The organism is Sagittula sp. P11 (assembly GCF_002814095.1).
Taxonomy (GTDB): domain Bacteria; phylum Pseudomonadota; class Alphaproteobacteria; order Rhodobacterales; family Rhodobacteraceae; genus Sagittula.
Genome location: NZ_CP021913.1, coordinates 2055002 through 2070569 on the forward strand (window position 1 = coordinate 2055002; position 15568 = coordinate 2070569).

Sequence of the window (15568 nt, forward strand, 5' to 3'; positions counted from 1 at the left end):
ATTGACTGTGGAGTCAACATTAACTGCCGCTCATTGTATGTAAACCCTCTTGGCGGGATATTTCGTCCATTGCTCTGACCAATTCCCCACTGATGCCCGGTTCCGACAGCGCATGTCCGGCATTGCGCACCATGCGAAGGTCCGCCTCGGGCCAGGCCTGCGCCAGCTCCCATGCCCGGCGTGGCGGGCAGATCATGTCGTAACGCCCCTGCACGATCACCCCCGGTGTGCCCTTCAGCCGGTCGATGTTGGCCAGGATCCAGCCGTCATGCTCGAGGAAGCCGTCGTTGGCGAAATAGTGGTTCTCCAGCCGGGCGAAGGCGCGGGCGTAGTGCCCCGGCGACTCGCCCCCGTTGCCGTTGGAATAGACCGTGGCCAGCGCGTTCTCCCACGCGCACCAGGCCTGCGCGTGCCGCGTCTCGGTCGGCAGGTCGCCGCAGAAAAGCCGCTTGGCGTAGGCGCCGATCATGTCGCCGCGCTCTTCCTCGGGGATCAGGTGCGTGAACCGCGCCCAGGGTTCCGGCCAGAACTGCCCGGCGCCGCCGCCGTAGAACCATTCCAGCTCCGCCTTGGTCATCATGAAGACGCCGCGCAAAACCAGGTGGCTGACCCGGTCCGGATGGGTGATGCCGTAGACCAGCGCCAGCGTCGCGCCCCAGCTTCCACCGAACACCGCCCAGCGGTCGATGCCCAGCGTCTCGCGGATCATCTCGATGTCGGCCACCAGGTGCCAGGTCGTGTTGTTCACCACGCTGGCGTGCGGCTTCGACCGGCCGCAGCCGCGCTGGTCGAACAGCACCACGCGGTAAACCTGCGGGTCGAAGTAACGCCGCATCGCCGGGCTGCAGCCGCCGCCCGGGCCACCGTGCAACACCACCACCGGCAACCCGTCGGGGTTGCCACACTGCTCGACATAGATCTGATGCCCGTCACCCGTATCGAGCGTACGCTGATCGAACGGGTCAACCGGAGGATATAGATACTGCGCTGCGCGCTTTTGGCCCGGGATTTTGTCCATGTCCTACCTATATTGGCCAAGCATAGGGAAAGACCATGGGGAATGTCATGACGACAACCGTCGACGCATCCGAGATCGCTAAATTCGAGGCAATGGCCGCCGAGTGGTGGGATCCGAACGGCAAGTTCAAGCCTCTGCACATGATGAACCCGGTGCGGCTCGACTACATCACCACCCAGATCGCCGGCGAATTCGACCGCCGGCTCGGCACCGGAAAACCCTTCGCGGGCCTGCGCATCCTTGACATCGGCTGCGGCGGCGGGCTGCTCTGCGAACCCATGGCCCGCCTCGGTGCCGAGGTCGTGGGCGTCGACGCCGCCCCTCGCAACATTCCCGTGGCCGAGGCGCACGCCGCGCAGTCCGGCCTCGACATCGACTACCGCCACACCACCGCCGAAGACCTCGCCGAGGCGGGCGAGCGATTCGATGTCGTGCTGAACATGGAAGTGGTCGAACACGTGGCCGACCCGCTGGCCTACCTGACCGCCTGCCGCCGCCTGCTGAAACCCGGCGGCCTGCACCTCTGCTCGACCATCAACCGCAACCCGAAGAGCTTCGCCATGGCGATCGTCGGCGCGGAATACGTGATGCGCTGGCTGCCGAAGGGCACCCACGAATGGTCGAAGTTCATCACCCCGGACGAGCTTTACGAGCTCATGCGCCGCGCCGGGCTCGAGCCGGTGGACCGCAAGGGCTACGTGTTCAACCCGGTCTCCTGGCGCTGGTCGATCTCCGACCGCGACCTCTCCGTCAACTACGTGACCGCCGCGCTCGCCCCCGCGTCCTGAACCGCACCCGGCCCCACCCTTCATCTTGGCGGAAAATACCTCGGGGGAGCCGCTCCGCAGGAGCGGCGGGGGCAGCGCCCCCTGTTCCGCACGACAGCGGGCACTACCCCTCCAGCTTGCCGCGCAACTCCCGCAACACCGGGATCGCGGCGCGCACCTTCTCGTCGCCAAGGTCGGTCATCACCTCGTCGATCAGCGGCGTGATCGCCGCAAGCGCCGCATCGCGCGCCGAACGCCCCGCGGGCGAGATCGACACCATCTTGCGCCGCGCGTCGTCCCAGTCGGGCCGGATGTGCACGTAACCTGCGATCTCCAGCTTCGACAGCGTGTTGGTCATGGCGCCCCGCGTCACATGAAACGACCGGGCCAGTTGCGCCGGGCTCTTCTCGCCGCCGCGCGCAAGCTGGTTCAGCACCGAGAAGTGCGAGATCTCCATCCGGTTCGGCAGCACCTTGGTCAGCCGCGCCCGCAAGAGCTGATCCGCGACCAGCAGCTCGCTGAACAGCGAGATGGCAAGCGCGCTGCCGTCGCTCATGTCTCCGGACCCGTGAATGCGCGGTCGTGGGTCAGGGCGGGCACCTTGCGCCGCGCCTCGGCCACTTCCGACAGGTCGATGTCGACCACGTGCACCCCGGGCTTCGTCCCGGCGTCGAGGATCACCTCGCCCCAGGGCGAGACCACCAGCGAATGGCCCCAGGTCTTGCGTGCCCGGCCATGGCGCGCCGGATGTGTGCCGCATTGCGCCGGGGCAAGCACGAAACAGCCGGTCTCGATCGCCCGCGCCTGCAACAGCGGCATCCAGTGCGCCGGCCCCGTACCGGGCGAAAAGGCTGCCGGCACGGTCAGGATCTCGGCGCCCGCCTGCGCCAGTGCCCGGTAGAGGTAGGCAAACCGCAGGTCGTAGCAGACCGTCAGGCCGATGACACCGACGTCGGTCCGCGCGACCACCGCCTGCGACCCCGGCGCATAGCCCGACGATTCCCTGTAGGTTTCCGTCTCCGACACCTGCACGTCGAACATGTGCATCTTGTCGTAGCGCGCCACGATGCCGCCCGAGGGATCGATCAGGAACGACCGGTTGACGAAGCGGTCTTCCGGCGGTTCGGCCTTCAGCGCCAGCGACCCCGCCAGCACCCAGAGGCCGCTCGCCGCCGCCTGCGCGCACAGCCCGGCCAGCACCCTGTCGTCACCCTCCTGCCGCAGGACCTCCGTCTGGTGCGCGCGGTCCATCGAGACGCAGTTGCACACCTCCGGCGTCAGCGCGATCTCCGCACCGTCGGCCTTCGCCTCCTTCAGCATCCTGCGCATGGTGGCGAGGTTGTCCCCCGGATCGTCGGAGGAGGTCATCTGCAGCAGGGCAACCCGCATCAGCCCGCCAGCAACGGGTCGAGCTTGCCCTCCCGCTCCAGCGCCGCCAGGTCGTCGTAGCCGCCGACGTGGGTCTCGCCGATGAAGATCTGCGGCACGGTGTGGCGGCCGTGGGCGCGGTCCATCATCTCCGAACGGCGCGCGGGTTCGCGCATGACATCGATCTCGTGGAACGTGACCCCCTTGGAGGTCAGGAGCTTTTTGGCCGCGTGGCAGTAGCCGCAGATCGGGGTGGAATAGATTTCGACGTTTTGCATGGTGCGTTTCCTTTCGGTCCATGGACCTTTGACGGAAACTTAGGGGTCTTTGGCGACGCGCGCCAGAACGGAGACGCATACCTCCTGTGCGCCCGCAGACAGACAGGCCTCGGCCGAGGCGGCGAGCGTCGCGCCCGTGGTCATCACGTCGTCCACCAGCAGCACCCGCCGGCCCGCCATCAGCCCTTCGCGCCCGGCGCGGGCGGCGATCCGGCCCGACAACACCTCGAACCGCTGGGCGCGCGTCTTGCCGTCCAGCAGCGGCGTCGCCTGCCGCCGCAGCAGCGCGTCGGGGCACCAGTCGATCCCCAGCCTGCGCGCCAGGGCCCGGGCCAGCAGCGCCGACTGGTTGTAGCGCCGCGAAAGGTGGCGGTGCAGGTGCAGCGGCACAGGCACCACCAGCGTCTCCGGCGTCACCATGTCGCGGCTGACCCGGGCCATCCACGCCGCCGCGGGTGCCGCGATGTCCTGCCGGTCGCCATGCTTCAGCGCCAGCACCAGCCGCCGCCCCACGTCCGCATAGACCAGCGCCGCCCGTCCCTTCACCCACGGACGCGCAACCGTCAGGCAGTCGTCGCAATGCTCCACCGTCCCGGACTCCCCCGGCAGCGGCACCCCGCACAGGTCGCAGGTCAGGCCGGTGATGAACCGCGTCTCGCGCCAGCAGGCGCCGCAAAGGCCGAAATCCGTCTCCACCAGCCCGCTGCAGGACAGGCAGCGCGGCGGATAAACAAGCTGCAGGAGGGTTTGCATCCGCGCGGTCCAGAAATTATCTGCTCTCATATGGACACCCCTCCCCGCCTGACCGACCGGGCCGCCCTGACCCGCAACCGCCGCCGCGCCGACAAGGGCGCGCTGTTCCTGCACGACATCGCGCGGGACGAGGCGGAGGATCGGCTCGCCATGGTTAACAGGACGTTTACCGCCCCCGCCGTGGTGACGCCCTTCCCCGATGTCTGGCGGCAGACCTTTCCGGAGGCGCGCCTTGTCGAGGATACGGAGATCCTCGACCTGACCCCCGGCGCCCATGACCTCGTGATCCACGCGCTCTGCCTGCACTGGGCCGACGATCCGGTGGGCCAGCTCATCCAGGTGCGGCACGCGCTGAGACCCGATGGCCTTGCCCTCGTGCTTGCGTTCGGCGGCCAGACGCTGCACGAGTTGCGCGCAGCTCTTGGCCAGGCCGAGGCCGAAGTGACCGGCGGCCTCTCGCCCCGCGTCCTGCCCATGGCCGAGATCCGCGATCTGGGCGCCCTGATGCAGCGCGCCGGTCTGGCCCTGCCGGTGGCCGACAGCGCCCCGCTCGACGTGAGCTACCGCAATGCGCTGCACCTGATGCAGGAACTCCGCGCCATGGGCGAGGGCAACGCGCTCGACGCGCGGATCAGGCGCTTCACCCGCCGCCGCGTCCTCATGCGCGCCGCCGAGATCTACGCCGAAAGCTACCCGGCAAAGGACGGTCGCGTCCGCGCTACCTTCGAGATCCTGACCCTGACCGGCTGGGCGCCCGACGCCAGCCAGCCGCAGCCCCTCCGCCCCGGCAGCGCGGCAAAGCGTCTGGCCGATGCCCTGGGCACGCAGGAAACGCCGTTGAAAGATTGACCTGCCAGCATGACGCGATACCTAGCTGGCGAAACATTCCAAAAAGGGGACATAACCGATGCTGGATGGCACGACGACCGGGACGCGGCCCGCGCACGCCCCCTCTGACCACCCGAAGGTCGCAACCGGGAAGGTGGGCGTCCTGCTCGCCAACCTCGGCACGCCGGACGGCCACGATTACTGGTCCATGCGGCGCTACCTGAACGAGTTCCTGTCGGACCGCCGCGTGATCGACTACGCGCCTTGGAAATGGCAGCCGCTCCTGCAACTGGTGATCCTGTCCAAGCGGCCCTTCACCTCCGGCGCCGCCTACCGCTCCATCTGGAACAACGAGGCGAACGAGTCGCCGCTGATGACGATCACCAAGGCGAAGACCGCCAAGATCGCCGCCCGCATGGCCGAAGAATACGGCGACCAGGTGGAGGTCGCCTTCTGCATGCGCTACGGCAACCCCTCGACCCAGTCGAAGGTCCGCGAGCTGGTGGAAAAGGGCTGCCGCAAGATCCTGTTCTTCCCGCTTTACCCGCAATACGCGGGCGCCACCTCCGGCACCGCGAACGACCAGTTCTTCCGCGCCCTCATGGCCGAGAAATGGCAACCCACCGCGCGGATCGTCGATCCCTACTTCGAGCATCCGAAATACGTGGAGGCGCTGGCCCAGTCGGTCGAACGCGCCTACGCCGCGGCCGAGCAGAAGCCCGAACTGCTGATCTGTTCCTATCACGGCCTGCCGCAGCGCTACCTTATGGAAGGCGACCCCTATCACTGCCAGTGCCAGAAGACGACGCGCCTGCTGAAAGAGCGGCTCGGATGGGACGATTCGCAGATCAAGACCACGTTCCAGAGCCAGTTCGGCCCCGAGGACTGGCTGCGTCCCTACACCGTCGAAGAGGTCGCCCGGCTGGCGAAGGAAGACGGCGTGAAGCGCATCGCCATCTGCGCCCCGGCCTTCTCGGCGGACTGCATCGAAACGCTGGAAGAGATCAACGAGGAGATCAAGGAGAGCTTCGAACACGCCGGCGGCGAGAGCTTCACCTACATCCCCTGCCTGAACGACGACGACGCCCACATCGAGGCGCTCAGCACGGTGATCGGCGAAAACCTGTCAGGCTGGGTCCGCTGAAAAAGAAGGCAGGTCTTGGGGCAGACGCCCCCGGACCCGCCACACCTTGACCCGGAAATGAAAAAGGCGGTGCCGTTGCACCGCCTTTTCTATTCTCAAAGCCCGCACGGTTGCGGGTGCTTCTGACGATTAGTCAGCAGCAGCAGCCGCAACGATTGCGATCAGCAGCAGCGGGATCAGCAGAGCTGCGGAAGAAGAAGACGCCTGGGTCTCTTCAACAACAACAACCGGCTCGACTTCCATGACAACGTCGTCCTTAGCGTAGGAACCGGCCATTGCGGAAGTTGCAGCAGCTGCAAATGCGGCGGCGAGTGCGAGTTTCTTCATGTTATCCTCCAGATATTCGCCTGCCGCGGCCATAGTGGTCCGTACGACAGGCACCCAAGACTTACCTCGTGACTCGTTCTAAGCAGCATTTCGAAGGCTTTGCAATTGCTTCTTAACGCGCGAAATTCGCCGCTCGCCCGAGTGTCGTCAAATTAGCAACACCTGAGTGCCCACGGACGCCATCTCGTACAGGGCCTCGATATGCTCGTTGTAAAGACCGATGCAGCCGTTCGAGGAGCGGCGGCCGATCTTGCGCGTGTCGTGGGTGCCGTGGATGCGGTAATACTGCCAGCTCAGGTGCATCGCGCGGGTGCCCAGCGGGTTGTCCGGGCCGGGGCCGACATAGTCCGGCCACTCCGGGTTGCGGATCTTCATCGCCGGGGTCGGGCGCCAGTCCGGGTTCGGGTCCTTCAGCGTGATCGAGGTACGGCCGCGGCGCGTCAGGTCCTCGGTCAGCGGAACCGAGCACGGGTACAGGTGATACTGCCCGCTTTCCTGCCAGTAGTGCAGCGCGCGCGAGGAAATATCGACGAGAATCGCACCTTTCGAAAGGTTCGAGAAGTACGGCTGCCAGTTCAGCGTCCGGAAGCTGGAGATGTTGCGGCGCACCGAGGAATTCAGTTCGCGCTCGATCTCCGTCGTGCCTGCTCCGTTCACCTGTGCCAGTGCCGGTGTCGCAAGGGTAGCGGCTGTCGCGGCAAGAAATGCACGGCGGCCAATGGTAAAGCGTGGCGTGTCAGCCATGATTCAAGCTCCTGATCAGGGGAAGTCCTGCCTGTGGGTATAATATGGCCTGAATGCCTCAGTCGCAATTCAAAGGCTTGTCATCACGCAGCTTCACGCCGATGTGCGTTTGATCCGCAACGCACGGCGCGGTAAGGCAGTCGAAACGCCTTAAATGCGAGAGCAGTCCCTATGAACCGTCGCGCCTTCCTGATCCTGTCCTCCTTCGCAGCGCTTGCAGCCTGCACCACGTCGCCTGCACCGACCGGTGGCGGAGGGGTCGGACCGGACGGCAGACCCCTGCCCCGCGTCTACCGGATCGGACCCGGGCAGCGCGGCCAGATCGAATACCGGATGCTCGATGCGGTGAACGCGCTGCGCCAGGCCTCCGGCGCCCCGGCCCTGACGCTCGACAACAAGCTGCAGGCCGCCGCCGCAACCCATGCCCGCGACATGTCGGTCCAGAACCGCCCGTGGCACTTCGGCTCCGACGGCTCCTCGCCGATCGACCGGGTGCAGCGCGTGGGCTACACCGGCCGCCTCGTGGGCGAAGCGATCTCGGAAACCTACGAGACCGAGCTGGAAACCCTTTCGGCCTGGATGGAAGAGACGCCGACCCGCAACGTCATCCTCGATTCCTCTGCGACCGAGATGGGCTTTGCCTGGTATCAGGAAAACAATGGCAAGATCTGGTGGTGCCTGGTGACCGGCGCGTCCGGCATGGCCTCGACCCCCGGTCTGCAGACCTGAGGTTTCGCCGCGAAACCTCCAACCTTTACAAAAGGTTAACGCGCGCCGGATCCCGAAGGTCCGGCGCGTTTTTCGTTCAGGGATTGATCTGGATCGGCGTGCCGTCCTGCACCATCGCGTAGATGTCGCGCATCTGCTTGTCGGTCACGGCAATGCAGCCGGCAGTCCAGTCGCGCGGACTGCCCTTGCGATAGCTCGGCCCCTGCCCGTGGATGAAGATATCGCCGCCCGGGCTCTTGCCCAGTTCCTGCGCGGTCATCCGGTCCACCGGGTTGGGATAGCTGATGCCGATCGACAGGTAGAATTTGCTGTTCGGATTGCGGCGGTCGATGAAGTAGTTGCCTTCCGGCGTCTTGCCGTCGCCCTCGATGAACTTGTGCCCCTGCGGCGCAAAGCCCAGACCCACGTCGTAGGACTTCAGCACCTTGTCATGGTGCAACAGGTGAAGCCGACGCTCGCCCTTGTTGACCACGACCTGGGTCACTTCCGGCCCGCGGTACGTGTAGAACTTGCTGGAACACGCCGAGGCGCCCAGTACGGCCAGCAGAAGAAGGCCGAGTTTCAGAAATCGCATTGTTCACTGCCCCTGAACATTTTTTGCGACCATACACCAATTATCCACGGCTGGACATCTCACGATTTCGCCAGCGTGAACTGCGAAACCAGCTCTACGTGGGTCGACCAGCGGAACTGATCCACCACCCGCACCCAGTCGAGGCTGTATCCCGCCGAGATCAGCCGTGCCGCGTCCCGGGCGTAGCTGACCGGGTTGCAGGACACGTAAGCGATTCGCGGCACGCGGGCGTTTGCCAGCTCTGCCACCTGGGCTTCGGCCCCGGCGCGGGGCGGGTCGATCACCACCCCGTCGAAGCGCGCGAGTTCGTCCGGCAGAAGCGGGTTGCGGAACAGGTCGCGCGCCTCGTGCGTGACGTGGCGCAGCCCCTTGCCCTGCCGCCAGCCCTTGTCCAGCGCACGCGCCATGGCGGCGTCGCCTTCCACCGCATGGACCTTCCCGCGGGAGGCCAGCGGCAGCGCGAAGGTCCCGCAGCCCGCAAAAAGGTCGGCCATGTGGGAACAGCCCTCAAGCGCCACTTCCACGCCCGCCAGCAGCGCGGCCTCGCCCTCTGCCGTGGCCTGCAGGAAGGCGCCCGGGGGCGGCACGACCTCCGCATCGCCGAAGCGGTGCGCGGGCGGATGCAGGGTCAGGACCTCGTCATCCCACGCCAGCCGCGCCAGGTTGTGCTTCTGCGCCATCCCCGCGAGCGTCACGCGAAAGGCGTCGTCCACCGCCTTTCCTCCGGTCACGACCACGTCCAGACCGCCCAGCGTCTCCGTCACCTGCACCGACAGCTCGCCCTTGCGGGAGGCGCCGGCGACCGCCAGTTCCTCTACCATCGGCAGGGCCGCCGCCAGTGCGGGGCGGACAAGCTGGCAATCGGGAACCGCGATCACCACGTCGGAGGCCTTGGCATGGAAACCGGCCAGTGCGCCCTTCTTGGTCCGCCGGGCCGAGAAACCCGCGCGCCGCCGCGACCGGGGCGGAGAGGTCACGATGGGCCGCAGCTCCGTCTCGATCCCCTGCGCCGACAGGGCCCGCGCCACCACGTCGACCTTCCAGCCTTCGACGAAGGGATCGGCGGCGTGCTGCAACTGGCAGCCGCCGCAGGCCTTCGCGTGGCGGCAGGGCGGCGAGACACGCTCTGGTACGGGGGTCACGATCCGCGGGGACAGCATGACGCCGCTGGTCACCGCGCCCTCGACCACCTCGCCGGGCAGCGCGCCGCGCACGTAGACCGGACCCGCGGCAATCCCGTCGCCGTGGTGCCCGAGACGCTCCACCGTCACACGCATGTCTTCGGTCATGGAGACCCACCCCCTGCTTCGTCTTTGCACAATTGTCCTGAAACGGCGTCTTCCTTACGCCAGCGCTGCCGCCGGGGTAAAGGCCCCTACTCTGCCGCCTCGGCCCCGATGAAACCGCCGGACTGCCGCGCCCAGTAGCGCGCATAAAGCCCGTCCTGCGCCAGAAGCTGATCGTGGGTGCCCTGTTCGACGATGCGGCCCTGGTCCATGACCACGATGCGGTCCATCTGGGCGATGGTCGACAGCCGGTGCGCGATGGCAAGAACGGTCTTGCCGCGCATGACCTCGTCCAGCGCCTGCTGGATCTCTGCCTCGACCTCGGAATCGAGCGCGGAGGTCGCCTCGTCCAGAACCAGCACCGGCGCGTCCTTCAGGATGGCACGGGCCAGGGCGATCCGCTGCCGCTGGCCGCCAGAGAGCTTCACGCCCCGTTCGCCCAGCCGGGCATCGTAGCCGGTGCGGCCCTTGAAATCCTTCAGTTCGAGGATGAAATCGTGGGCGGAGGCGCGGCGCGCGGCCTCGAAGACTTCCTCGTCCGTGGCTTCCGGACGTCCGTAGCGGATGTTCTCCATGGCGGAGCGGTTGAACATCGAGGTGTCCTGACGGACCACGGCGATGGCGTCGCGCAGGGCGATCTGGGTCAGGTCGCGGATGTCGGTACCGCCCAGCAGGATTCGACCCTGTTCCACGTCATGCAGCCTGAGAAGCAGCGACACGGCGGTGGATTTTCCGGCCCCGGAGGCGCCGACCAGCGCGATCTTCTCGCCCTCGGCAATGGTCAGGTCGAAGTTGTCGAGCGCGGCGCTTTCGCCGCCATAGGCAAAGCCCACGTGGTCGAAGCGCAGCGGGCCGTGCGGCGCGACGCGTTTGGCGCCCGGGCGGTCGGTGATCCCGTGGGAGGGGGTCAGCGTGCCGATGCCGTCCTCGATCTCTCCGACCTGGGTGAAGATGGTGATCGCCACGCGGCCCAGCCGGTTTGTCAGCATCGACAGGCGCGTGGTGATGAGCGCGGTCATGGCGATGTCCCCCGCCGAGGCGGTGCCGACACTGTAGAGGTAGAGCGCGCCGAGGATCGACGCGACCGGGAGGATGCCGCCGAGCGTCATCAGAACCATGCGGAAGACGGCGGACAGTTCGCCGAATTCCAGCGAGCGCTGGCGCAGGGTTTCGAGCGCGTCCTGCGTGGCGCGGTCCTCGTCGTGGTCGCGGGCGAACAGCTTGACGGTCGAGATGTTCGACAGCGTGTCGACGATCTGCCCGGTGACCTGCGTGCGCGCCCCGGCCCGGCTGGCAGAGCGGCGCTGCACGCGGGGGATGAAGTACCGCAGCGTCGCGGCATAGAGCACGGCCCAGACCACGAAGACGGTCAGCAGCCGCCAGTCGACGGACCCCAGCAGGATGAAGGAGCCGAGGAACATGGCGAGGGAGAAGACGATGACATCGGAGACCTCGATCACGAGGTCGGTCAGCGCGCGGGCGACCTGCAGCGCCTTCTGGCTGATGCGCCCGGCAAAGTCGTTCTCGAAGAAGGCCATGGAGTGGCCCAATGTGTAACGATTCAACCTGAACAGCACGAGTGGGAAGAGGTTCGGCCCCAGCAGCACACCCGAGACGGCCGCGTCGAAGACGAAGAGGATCGGGCGCAGGATCATGAAGAACGCGACGCCGAAGAGGATGAGCGGCCAGTAGGTGTCCCAGAAGGCGCCCGCACCCGCCGCGCCCGCGCTGTCGATCACCCAGCCGGTGAAGCGGGCGGCCACCAGTTCGGAGGCGCCCGCCAGGAATGTGACGAAGAAGGTCAGGCCGATGGCGCGTTCGGTGCCGCGCAGGGCCCAGCGCGCAAAGGCCCACATCCCGCGCGGCGGCGGTCCCTCCGCCGCGGCGAAGGTGTCGATCTCCGGCAGCAGGCGCCGGATCATTCGGCGGCCTCCTGCGTGCCGCTGCCGATGAACCCGCCGGACTGGCGTTCCCAGAACCGGGCGTAAAGGCCGTTCTGCTCCAGCAGCTCGTCGTGGCTGCCCTGCTCGGCAATGCGACCCTGATCCAGCACGATGATGCGGTCCATGCTGGAGATCGTGGACAGGCGGTGGGCGATGGCCATGACGGTCTTGCCCTCCATCACGCGGTCCAGCGCCTCCTGGATGGAGGCTTCGACCTCGGAATCGAGGGCCGACGTCGCCTCGTCGAGGATGAGGATCGGCGCGTCCTTCAGGATCGCGCGGGCCAGAGCGATGCGTTGCCGCTGGCCGCCCGACAGCTTCACGCCGCGTTCACCCAGGAAGGCGCCGTAGCCCTGCCGTCCCTTGTGGTCGCGCAGCGCAAGGATGAACTCATGCGCCTCGGCCTTCTCGGCGGCGGCGATGACCTCTTCCTCCGTCGCGTCGGGGCGGCCGTAGCGGATGTTGTCCAGCGCCGTGCGGTTGAACATGGCGGTTTCCTGCGTGACCATGCCGATCTGGCGGCGCAAGCTTTGCTGCGTGACCTTCGCGACGTTCTGGCCGTCGATCAGGACGGCGCCTTCCTCGGTGTCGTAGAGACGCAGGATCAGCGACATCAGGGTCGATTTCCCCGCACCGGAGGCCCCGACGATGCCGACCTTCTCGCCCGGGGCGATGGTGATGTCGACATCCTGAACGCCGCCCTCGCGCCGCCCGTATGCAAAGCTGACGTGGTCGAAATGCACCTCGCCCTGCGACACGTGCAGCGGCATGGCGTCGGGCGTGTCTTCGATCCGCTGGGCGGGGGCGAGCGTGCGCATGCCGTCCTCCACCTCGCCGATGTGCGACGAGATCACCATGAGCGTGTAGCTGATCCAGCCGGTCATCTGGCTGAGCCGGATCGACAGCGCGCCCACGGCGGCCACGTCACCCGGCGTCACGCCGTTGCCCATCAGCGCGACCGACAGGCCGACCAGCAGCACCGGCAGGAACCCGGCGATGAAGATCAGCCCGAGGCGGAAGAGGGTCTGCGCCTCACCGAACCGCAGCCAGGTCTGGCGCAGCGATTCCATGGAGTTCAGCGCCTTGCCGTCCTCGTGGCTGTCCCCGGCGAACAGCTTTACCGTCTTGATGTTGGTGATCGAGTCGACGACCTGCCCGGTGACCATGGAGCGTGCCTCGGCCCGCGCGGCGGCGCGCCCGCGCACGACCGGCAGCATGACCTTCAGGAACAGCGCGTAGGCCACGAACCAGCCCGCCAGCGCGGCAACCATCCAAAGGCTGATGCCGCCGACGAGGAAGCCGGTGGAAATCACGGTCGACAGGCCGAAGGTCACGGCGTTCACCGTTTCCACCACGATTTCCGTCATGGAGTTGGCGACCTGGTTCTTCTTCTGCGCCAGCCGCCCGGCAAAGTCGTTGTCGAAGTAGGTGACGGACTGGCCCAGCGTCCAGCGGAAGGTGCGCGCCATGACCTGCACGAAGATGTTCGGGCCGATCATCACCGACTGGGTCAGGGCAAGGCCGCCGAACAGCAGCGGACGCGCCACGAGGAAGACCGCGACGCAGGCCAGCGCCAGCCCGAGGTGCAGCGACAGGAACTGGTCGGGCGGCGTGGTCGACACCGCGTCCACCACGGAGCCGAGCAGCTTCATCGACACCACCTCGATGATGCCGGCGAGAACAGAGACCATCACGCCGAGCCAGATCACCCGCCAGCCACCGGCCAGCGTCCAGCCCATGAAGGCGCGCAGCGTCGTCGGCGGCGCGTCCCCGACGGGGGCGTCGGGGGTGATCTGGTTGCCGGCGCGGTGGATGAAGTTGGTGAACGCGCGTTGCATCACTCTGCTGCCTTTTCGTCGGTATCGAGATCGAGGAACCCGCCGCTTTGCCGGGCCCAGAAGGAGGCATATAGACCGCCCCCCGCCAAAAGCGCGTCATGGGTGCCGTCCTCGACGATGTGACCGTCTTCGATCACGAGGATTCGATCCATTCGCGCGATGGTGGACAGGCGGTGCGCGATGGCGATCACCGTCTTGCCCTCCATCATGCCGTAGAGCGTGTCCTGAATGGCCGCCTCGACCTCGGAATCGAGGGCGGAGGTCGCCTCGTCCAGGATCAGGATCGGCGCGTCCTTCAGGATCACTCGGGCAAGGGTCACCCGCTGGCGCTGGCCGCCGGACAGCTTCACGCCACGCTCGCCCACATGGGCGTCATAGCCGGTCAGACCGTTCGGATCCTGCAGGTCGAGGATGAAGTCATGCGCCTGCGCCTGCTTTGCCGCGGCGATCACCTCCTCTTCGGTCGCGTCGGGGCGGCCGTAGAGGATGTTGTCGCGAACGGAGCGGTGCAACAGGCTCGAATCCTGCTGAACCATGCCGATGTTGAGCCGCAGGCTGTCCTGCGTCACCTGAGAGATGTCCTGCCCGTCGATGCGGATCGTGCCGCTCTCGGTGTCGTAGAACCGCAGCAGCAGCTTCACCAGCGTCGACTTGCCCGCGCCGGAACGCCCGACAAGACCGACCTTTTCCCCCGGACGGATCGTCAGGGAAATCCGGTCGAGTCCGCCTGCCCCGCGGCCGTAGTGGTGCGACAGCTCCTGCACCTCGATCCGGCCTTCGGTCAGTTGCAGCGGCTTGGCGCCCGGCACATCGGTCAGGTCGATGGGCTGTGCGATGGTCTCCATCCCCTCCGCCACGACGCCGAGCTGGCGGAAGAGCGTGGTCAGCGCCCACATGATCCAGCCGGTCATGGCGTTCAGCCGGAGGGTCAGCGCGGTCGCAGCCGCCACCGCGCCCGCGGTGGCCGAGCCCTGCATCCAGAGCGCCACGGCCCAGCCGACGACACCGACGATCAAAAGGCCGTTCAGCGCCACGAGGGACACATCCATGATGGTATAGAGACGCATTTCGCGCTGGAACGTCTCGCGCGTGGTGTCGATGGCTTCCTTGGCATAGGCCAGTTCGCGGTCGTGATGGGCGAACATCTTGACGGAGTGGATGTTGGTGTAGGCGTCCACCACCCGGCCCGTGACAAGGCTGCGCGCGTCGGAGGCGGCCTTGGACGCGGGGCCGACCCGGTGGATTGTCCAGCGCATCAGCAGGGCGTAGAGCCCCAGCCACAGCACCAGCGGCACCATCAGACGCGGGTCGCTGTCGCCCAGCAGGACCATGGCGCCGATGACGTACGCCATCGAGAAGGACACGGCATCGAACACCTGGAAGACGACCTCGCCCGCGGCGGGCGGGGTCTGCATGATCCGGTTGGAGATGCGCCCGGCAAAGTCGTTCTCGAACCAGCCGACGGACTGGCGCAGGACATGCGCGTGCGACCGCCAGCGGATCAGCGTGCCGAAGTTGGGCATGATGCCGTTGTTCAACACCAGCACGTCCAGCATCTGCAGCGCGGGCCGGACGAAGAGGATGAACAGCGCCAGCAGGATCAGCGTGGTGCCGTGTTCGGCCCAGACCTGCGCGGGATCGCCGGACAGCACGTCGACCACCCATCCCATCACCCAGATCAGCGCGATCTCGACGAAGGCAGTCAGGCAGGAGAGCAGCGTCGCCCAGACGAAGATGCGTTTGAACGGCTGGGCGTAATCCCAGAGGAACGGCCAGAGGCGGGTCGGCGGGCGGTCGGTTTGGGGGTAGTCGCAGTACGGATCGACAAGGTTTTCAAAGAAGCGGAACATTCGGAGGCGCCTTTGTTCGTGGCGTTAAACGGGCATGATGAAACAGCGTGGGGGCCGGAGGCAGACCCACGCGCGCAGGGTCACTCAGGCAAAGCTGGGTAGGGACCGTGCAATTTCCATC

The 15568-nt window shown here is 66.7% G+C and carries 16 protein-coding genes; 4 read left to right on the top strand and 12 right to left on the bottom strand.

The window, feature by feature from the left end; translation table 11 throughout:
• Positions 1 to 19 precede the first annotated feature (19 nt).
• The gene (gene pip / locus CDO87_RS10035; RefSeq protein ID WP_100928647.1) at positions 20 to 1018 is read right to left on the bottom strand and encodes a prolyl aminopeptidase; all 999 of its coding nucleotides are present in this window, start codon (positions 1016 to 1018) and stop codon (positions 20 to 22) included.
• A 47-nt stretch (positions 1019 to 1065) separates the two neighbouring features.
• On the opposite strand from pip, the gene ubiG reads away from it, so the two are divergent.
• Positions 1066 to 1806 (top strand): bifunctional 2-polyprenyl-6-hydroxyphenol methylase/3-demethylubiquinol 3-O-methyltransferase UbiG, encoded by a 741-nt coding sequence (gene ubiG / locus CDO87_RS10040; RefSeq protein ID WP_100928648.1) that lies wholly within the window; start codon positions 1066 to 1068, stop codon positions 1804 to 1806.
• A 103-nt stretch (positions 1807 to 1909) separates the two neighbouring features.
• Here the strand turns inward: ubiG and CDO87_RS10045 are convergent, their stop codons facing one another.
• The 4 genes from CDO87_RS10045 to CDO87_RS10060 are packed head-to-tail and all read right to left on the bottom strand — an operon-like array spanning position 1910 to position 4214.
• Positions 1910 to 2341 (bottom strand): MarR family winged helix-turn-helix transcriptional regulator, encoded by a 432-nt coding sequence (locus tag CDO87_RS10045; protein ID WP_100928649.1) that lies wholly within the window; start codon positions 2339 to 2341, stop codon positions 1910 to 1912.
• Positions 2338 to 3174, bottom strand: a complete 837-nt coding sequence (locus CDO87_RS10050; RefSeq protein ID WP_100928650.1) for a carbon-nitrogen hydrolase family protein — start codon at positions 3172 to 3174, stop codon at positions 2338 to 2340. Before CDO87_RS10050 ends, CDO87_RS10045 begins: the two co-directional genes overlap by 4 nt.
• Positions 3174 to 3431, bottom strand: coding sequence for a glutaredoxin 3 (gene grxC / locus CDO87_RS10055; protein WP_100928651.1), 258 nt, complete (start codon positions 3429 to 3431; stop codon positions 3174 to 3176). Before grxC ends, CDO87_RS10050 begins: the two co-directional genes overlap by 1 nt.
• A gap of 39 nt (positions 3432 to 3470) precedes the next feature.
• Complete coding sequence (locus CDO87_RS10060; RefSeq protein WP_254698403.1) at positions 3471 to 4214, bottom strand: ComF family protein; 744 nt, start codon at positions 4212 to 4214, stop codon at positions 3471 to 3473.
• Between CDO87_RS10060 and CDO87_RS10065 the strand changes: the two genes are divergently transcribed.
• Complete coding sequence (locus CDO87_RS10065; RefSeq protein WP_100928653.1) at positions 4215 to 5033, top strand: SAM-dependent methyltransferase; 819 nt, start codon at positions 4215 to 4217, stop codon at positions 5031 to 5033. It begins immediately after the preceding gene.
• A 58-nt stretch (positions 5034 to 5091) separates the two neighbouring features.
• Positions 5092 to 6156, top strand: a complete 1065-nt coding sequence (gene hemH, locus CDO87_RS10070; protein WP_100928654.1) for a ferrochelatase — start codon at positions 5092 to 5094, stop codon at positions 6154 to 6156.
• Positions 6157 to 6285: 129 nt separating this feature from the next.
• Here hemH and CDO87_RS10075 read toward each other — a convergent pair whose 3' ends face one another.
• Positions 6286 to 6483, bottom strand: a complete 198-nt coding sequence (locus tag CDO87_RS10075; protein ID WP_040604523.1) for a hypothetical protein — start codon at positions 6481 to 6483, stop codon at positions 6286 to 6288.
• A 147-nt stretch (positions 6484 to 6630) separates the two neighbouring features.
• Positions 6631 to 7227 carry a L,D-transpeptidase gene (locus CDO87_RS10080; protein WP_100928655.1) on the bottom strand — a complete coding sequence of 199 codons (597 nt, stop codon included), beginning with the start codon at positions 7225 to 7227 and terminating at the stop codon, positions 6631 to 6633.
• A gap of 171 nt (positions 7228 to 7398) precedes the next feature.
• Here CDO87_RS10080 and CDO87_RS10085 point away from each other — a divergent pair, with 171 nt between their 5' ends.
• The gene (locus CDO87_RS10085) at positions 7399 to 7956 is read left to right on the top strand and encodes a CAP domain-containing protein (RefSeq protein ID WP_100928656.1); all 558 of its coding nucleotides are present in this window, start codon (positions 7399 to 7401) and stop codon (positions 7954 to 7956) included.
• A gap of 76 nt (positions 7957 to 8032) precedes the next feature.
• On the opposite strand, the gene CDO87_RS10090 is transcribed toward CDO87_RS10085, so the two are convergent.
• The 5 genes from CDO87_RS10090 to CDO87_RS10110 all read right to left on the bottom strand — a co-directional run bounded on the left by CDO87_RS10090 (position 8033) and on the right by CDO87_RS10110 (position 15447).
• Positions 8033 to 8530, bottom strand: a complete 498-nt coding sequence (locus tag CDO87_RS10090) for a murein L,D-transpeptidase family protein (protein ID WP_100928657.1) — start codon at positions 8528 to 8530, stop codon at positions 8033 to 8035.
• A 59-nt stretch (positions 8531 to 8589) separates the two neighbouring features.
• Positions 8590 to 9819 (bottom strand): class I SAM-dependent RNA methyltransferase, encoded by a 1230-nt coding sequence (locus CDO87_RS10095; protein ID WP_100928658.1) that lies wholly within the window; start codon positions 9817 to 9819, stop codon positions 8590 to 8592.
• An 86-nt stretch (positions 9820 to 9905) separates the two neighbouring features.
• Positions 9906 to 11738, bottom strand: coding sequence for an ABC transporter ATP-binding protein (locus CDO87_RS10100; RefSeq protein WP_100928659.1), 1833 nt, complete (start codon positions 11736 to 11738; stop codon positions 9906 to 9908).
• A complete protein-coding gene (locus CDO87_RS10105) occupies positions 11735 to 13597 on the bottom strand; it encodes an ABC transporter ATP-binding protein (RefSeq protein ID WP_254698404.1) in 1863 nt (620 codons plus the stop codon). Before CDO87_RS10105 ends, CDO87_RS10100 begins: the two co-directional genes overlap by 4 nt.
• Positions 13597 to 15447 carry an ABC transporter ATP-binding protein gene (locus CDO87_RS10110; RefSeq protein ID WP_100928660.1) on the bottom strand — a complete coding sequence of 617 codons (1851 nt, stop codon included), beginning with the start codon at positions 15445 to 15447 and terminating at the stop codon, positions 13597 to 13599. Before CDO87_RS10110 ends, CDO87_RS10105 begins: the two co-directional genes overlap by 1 nt.
• Positions 15448 to 15568: the final 121 nt, after the last annotated feature.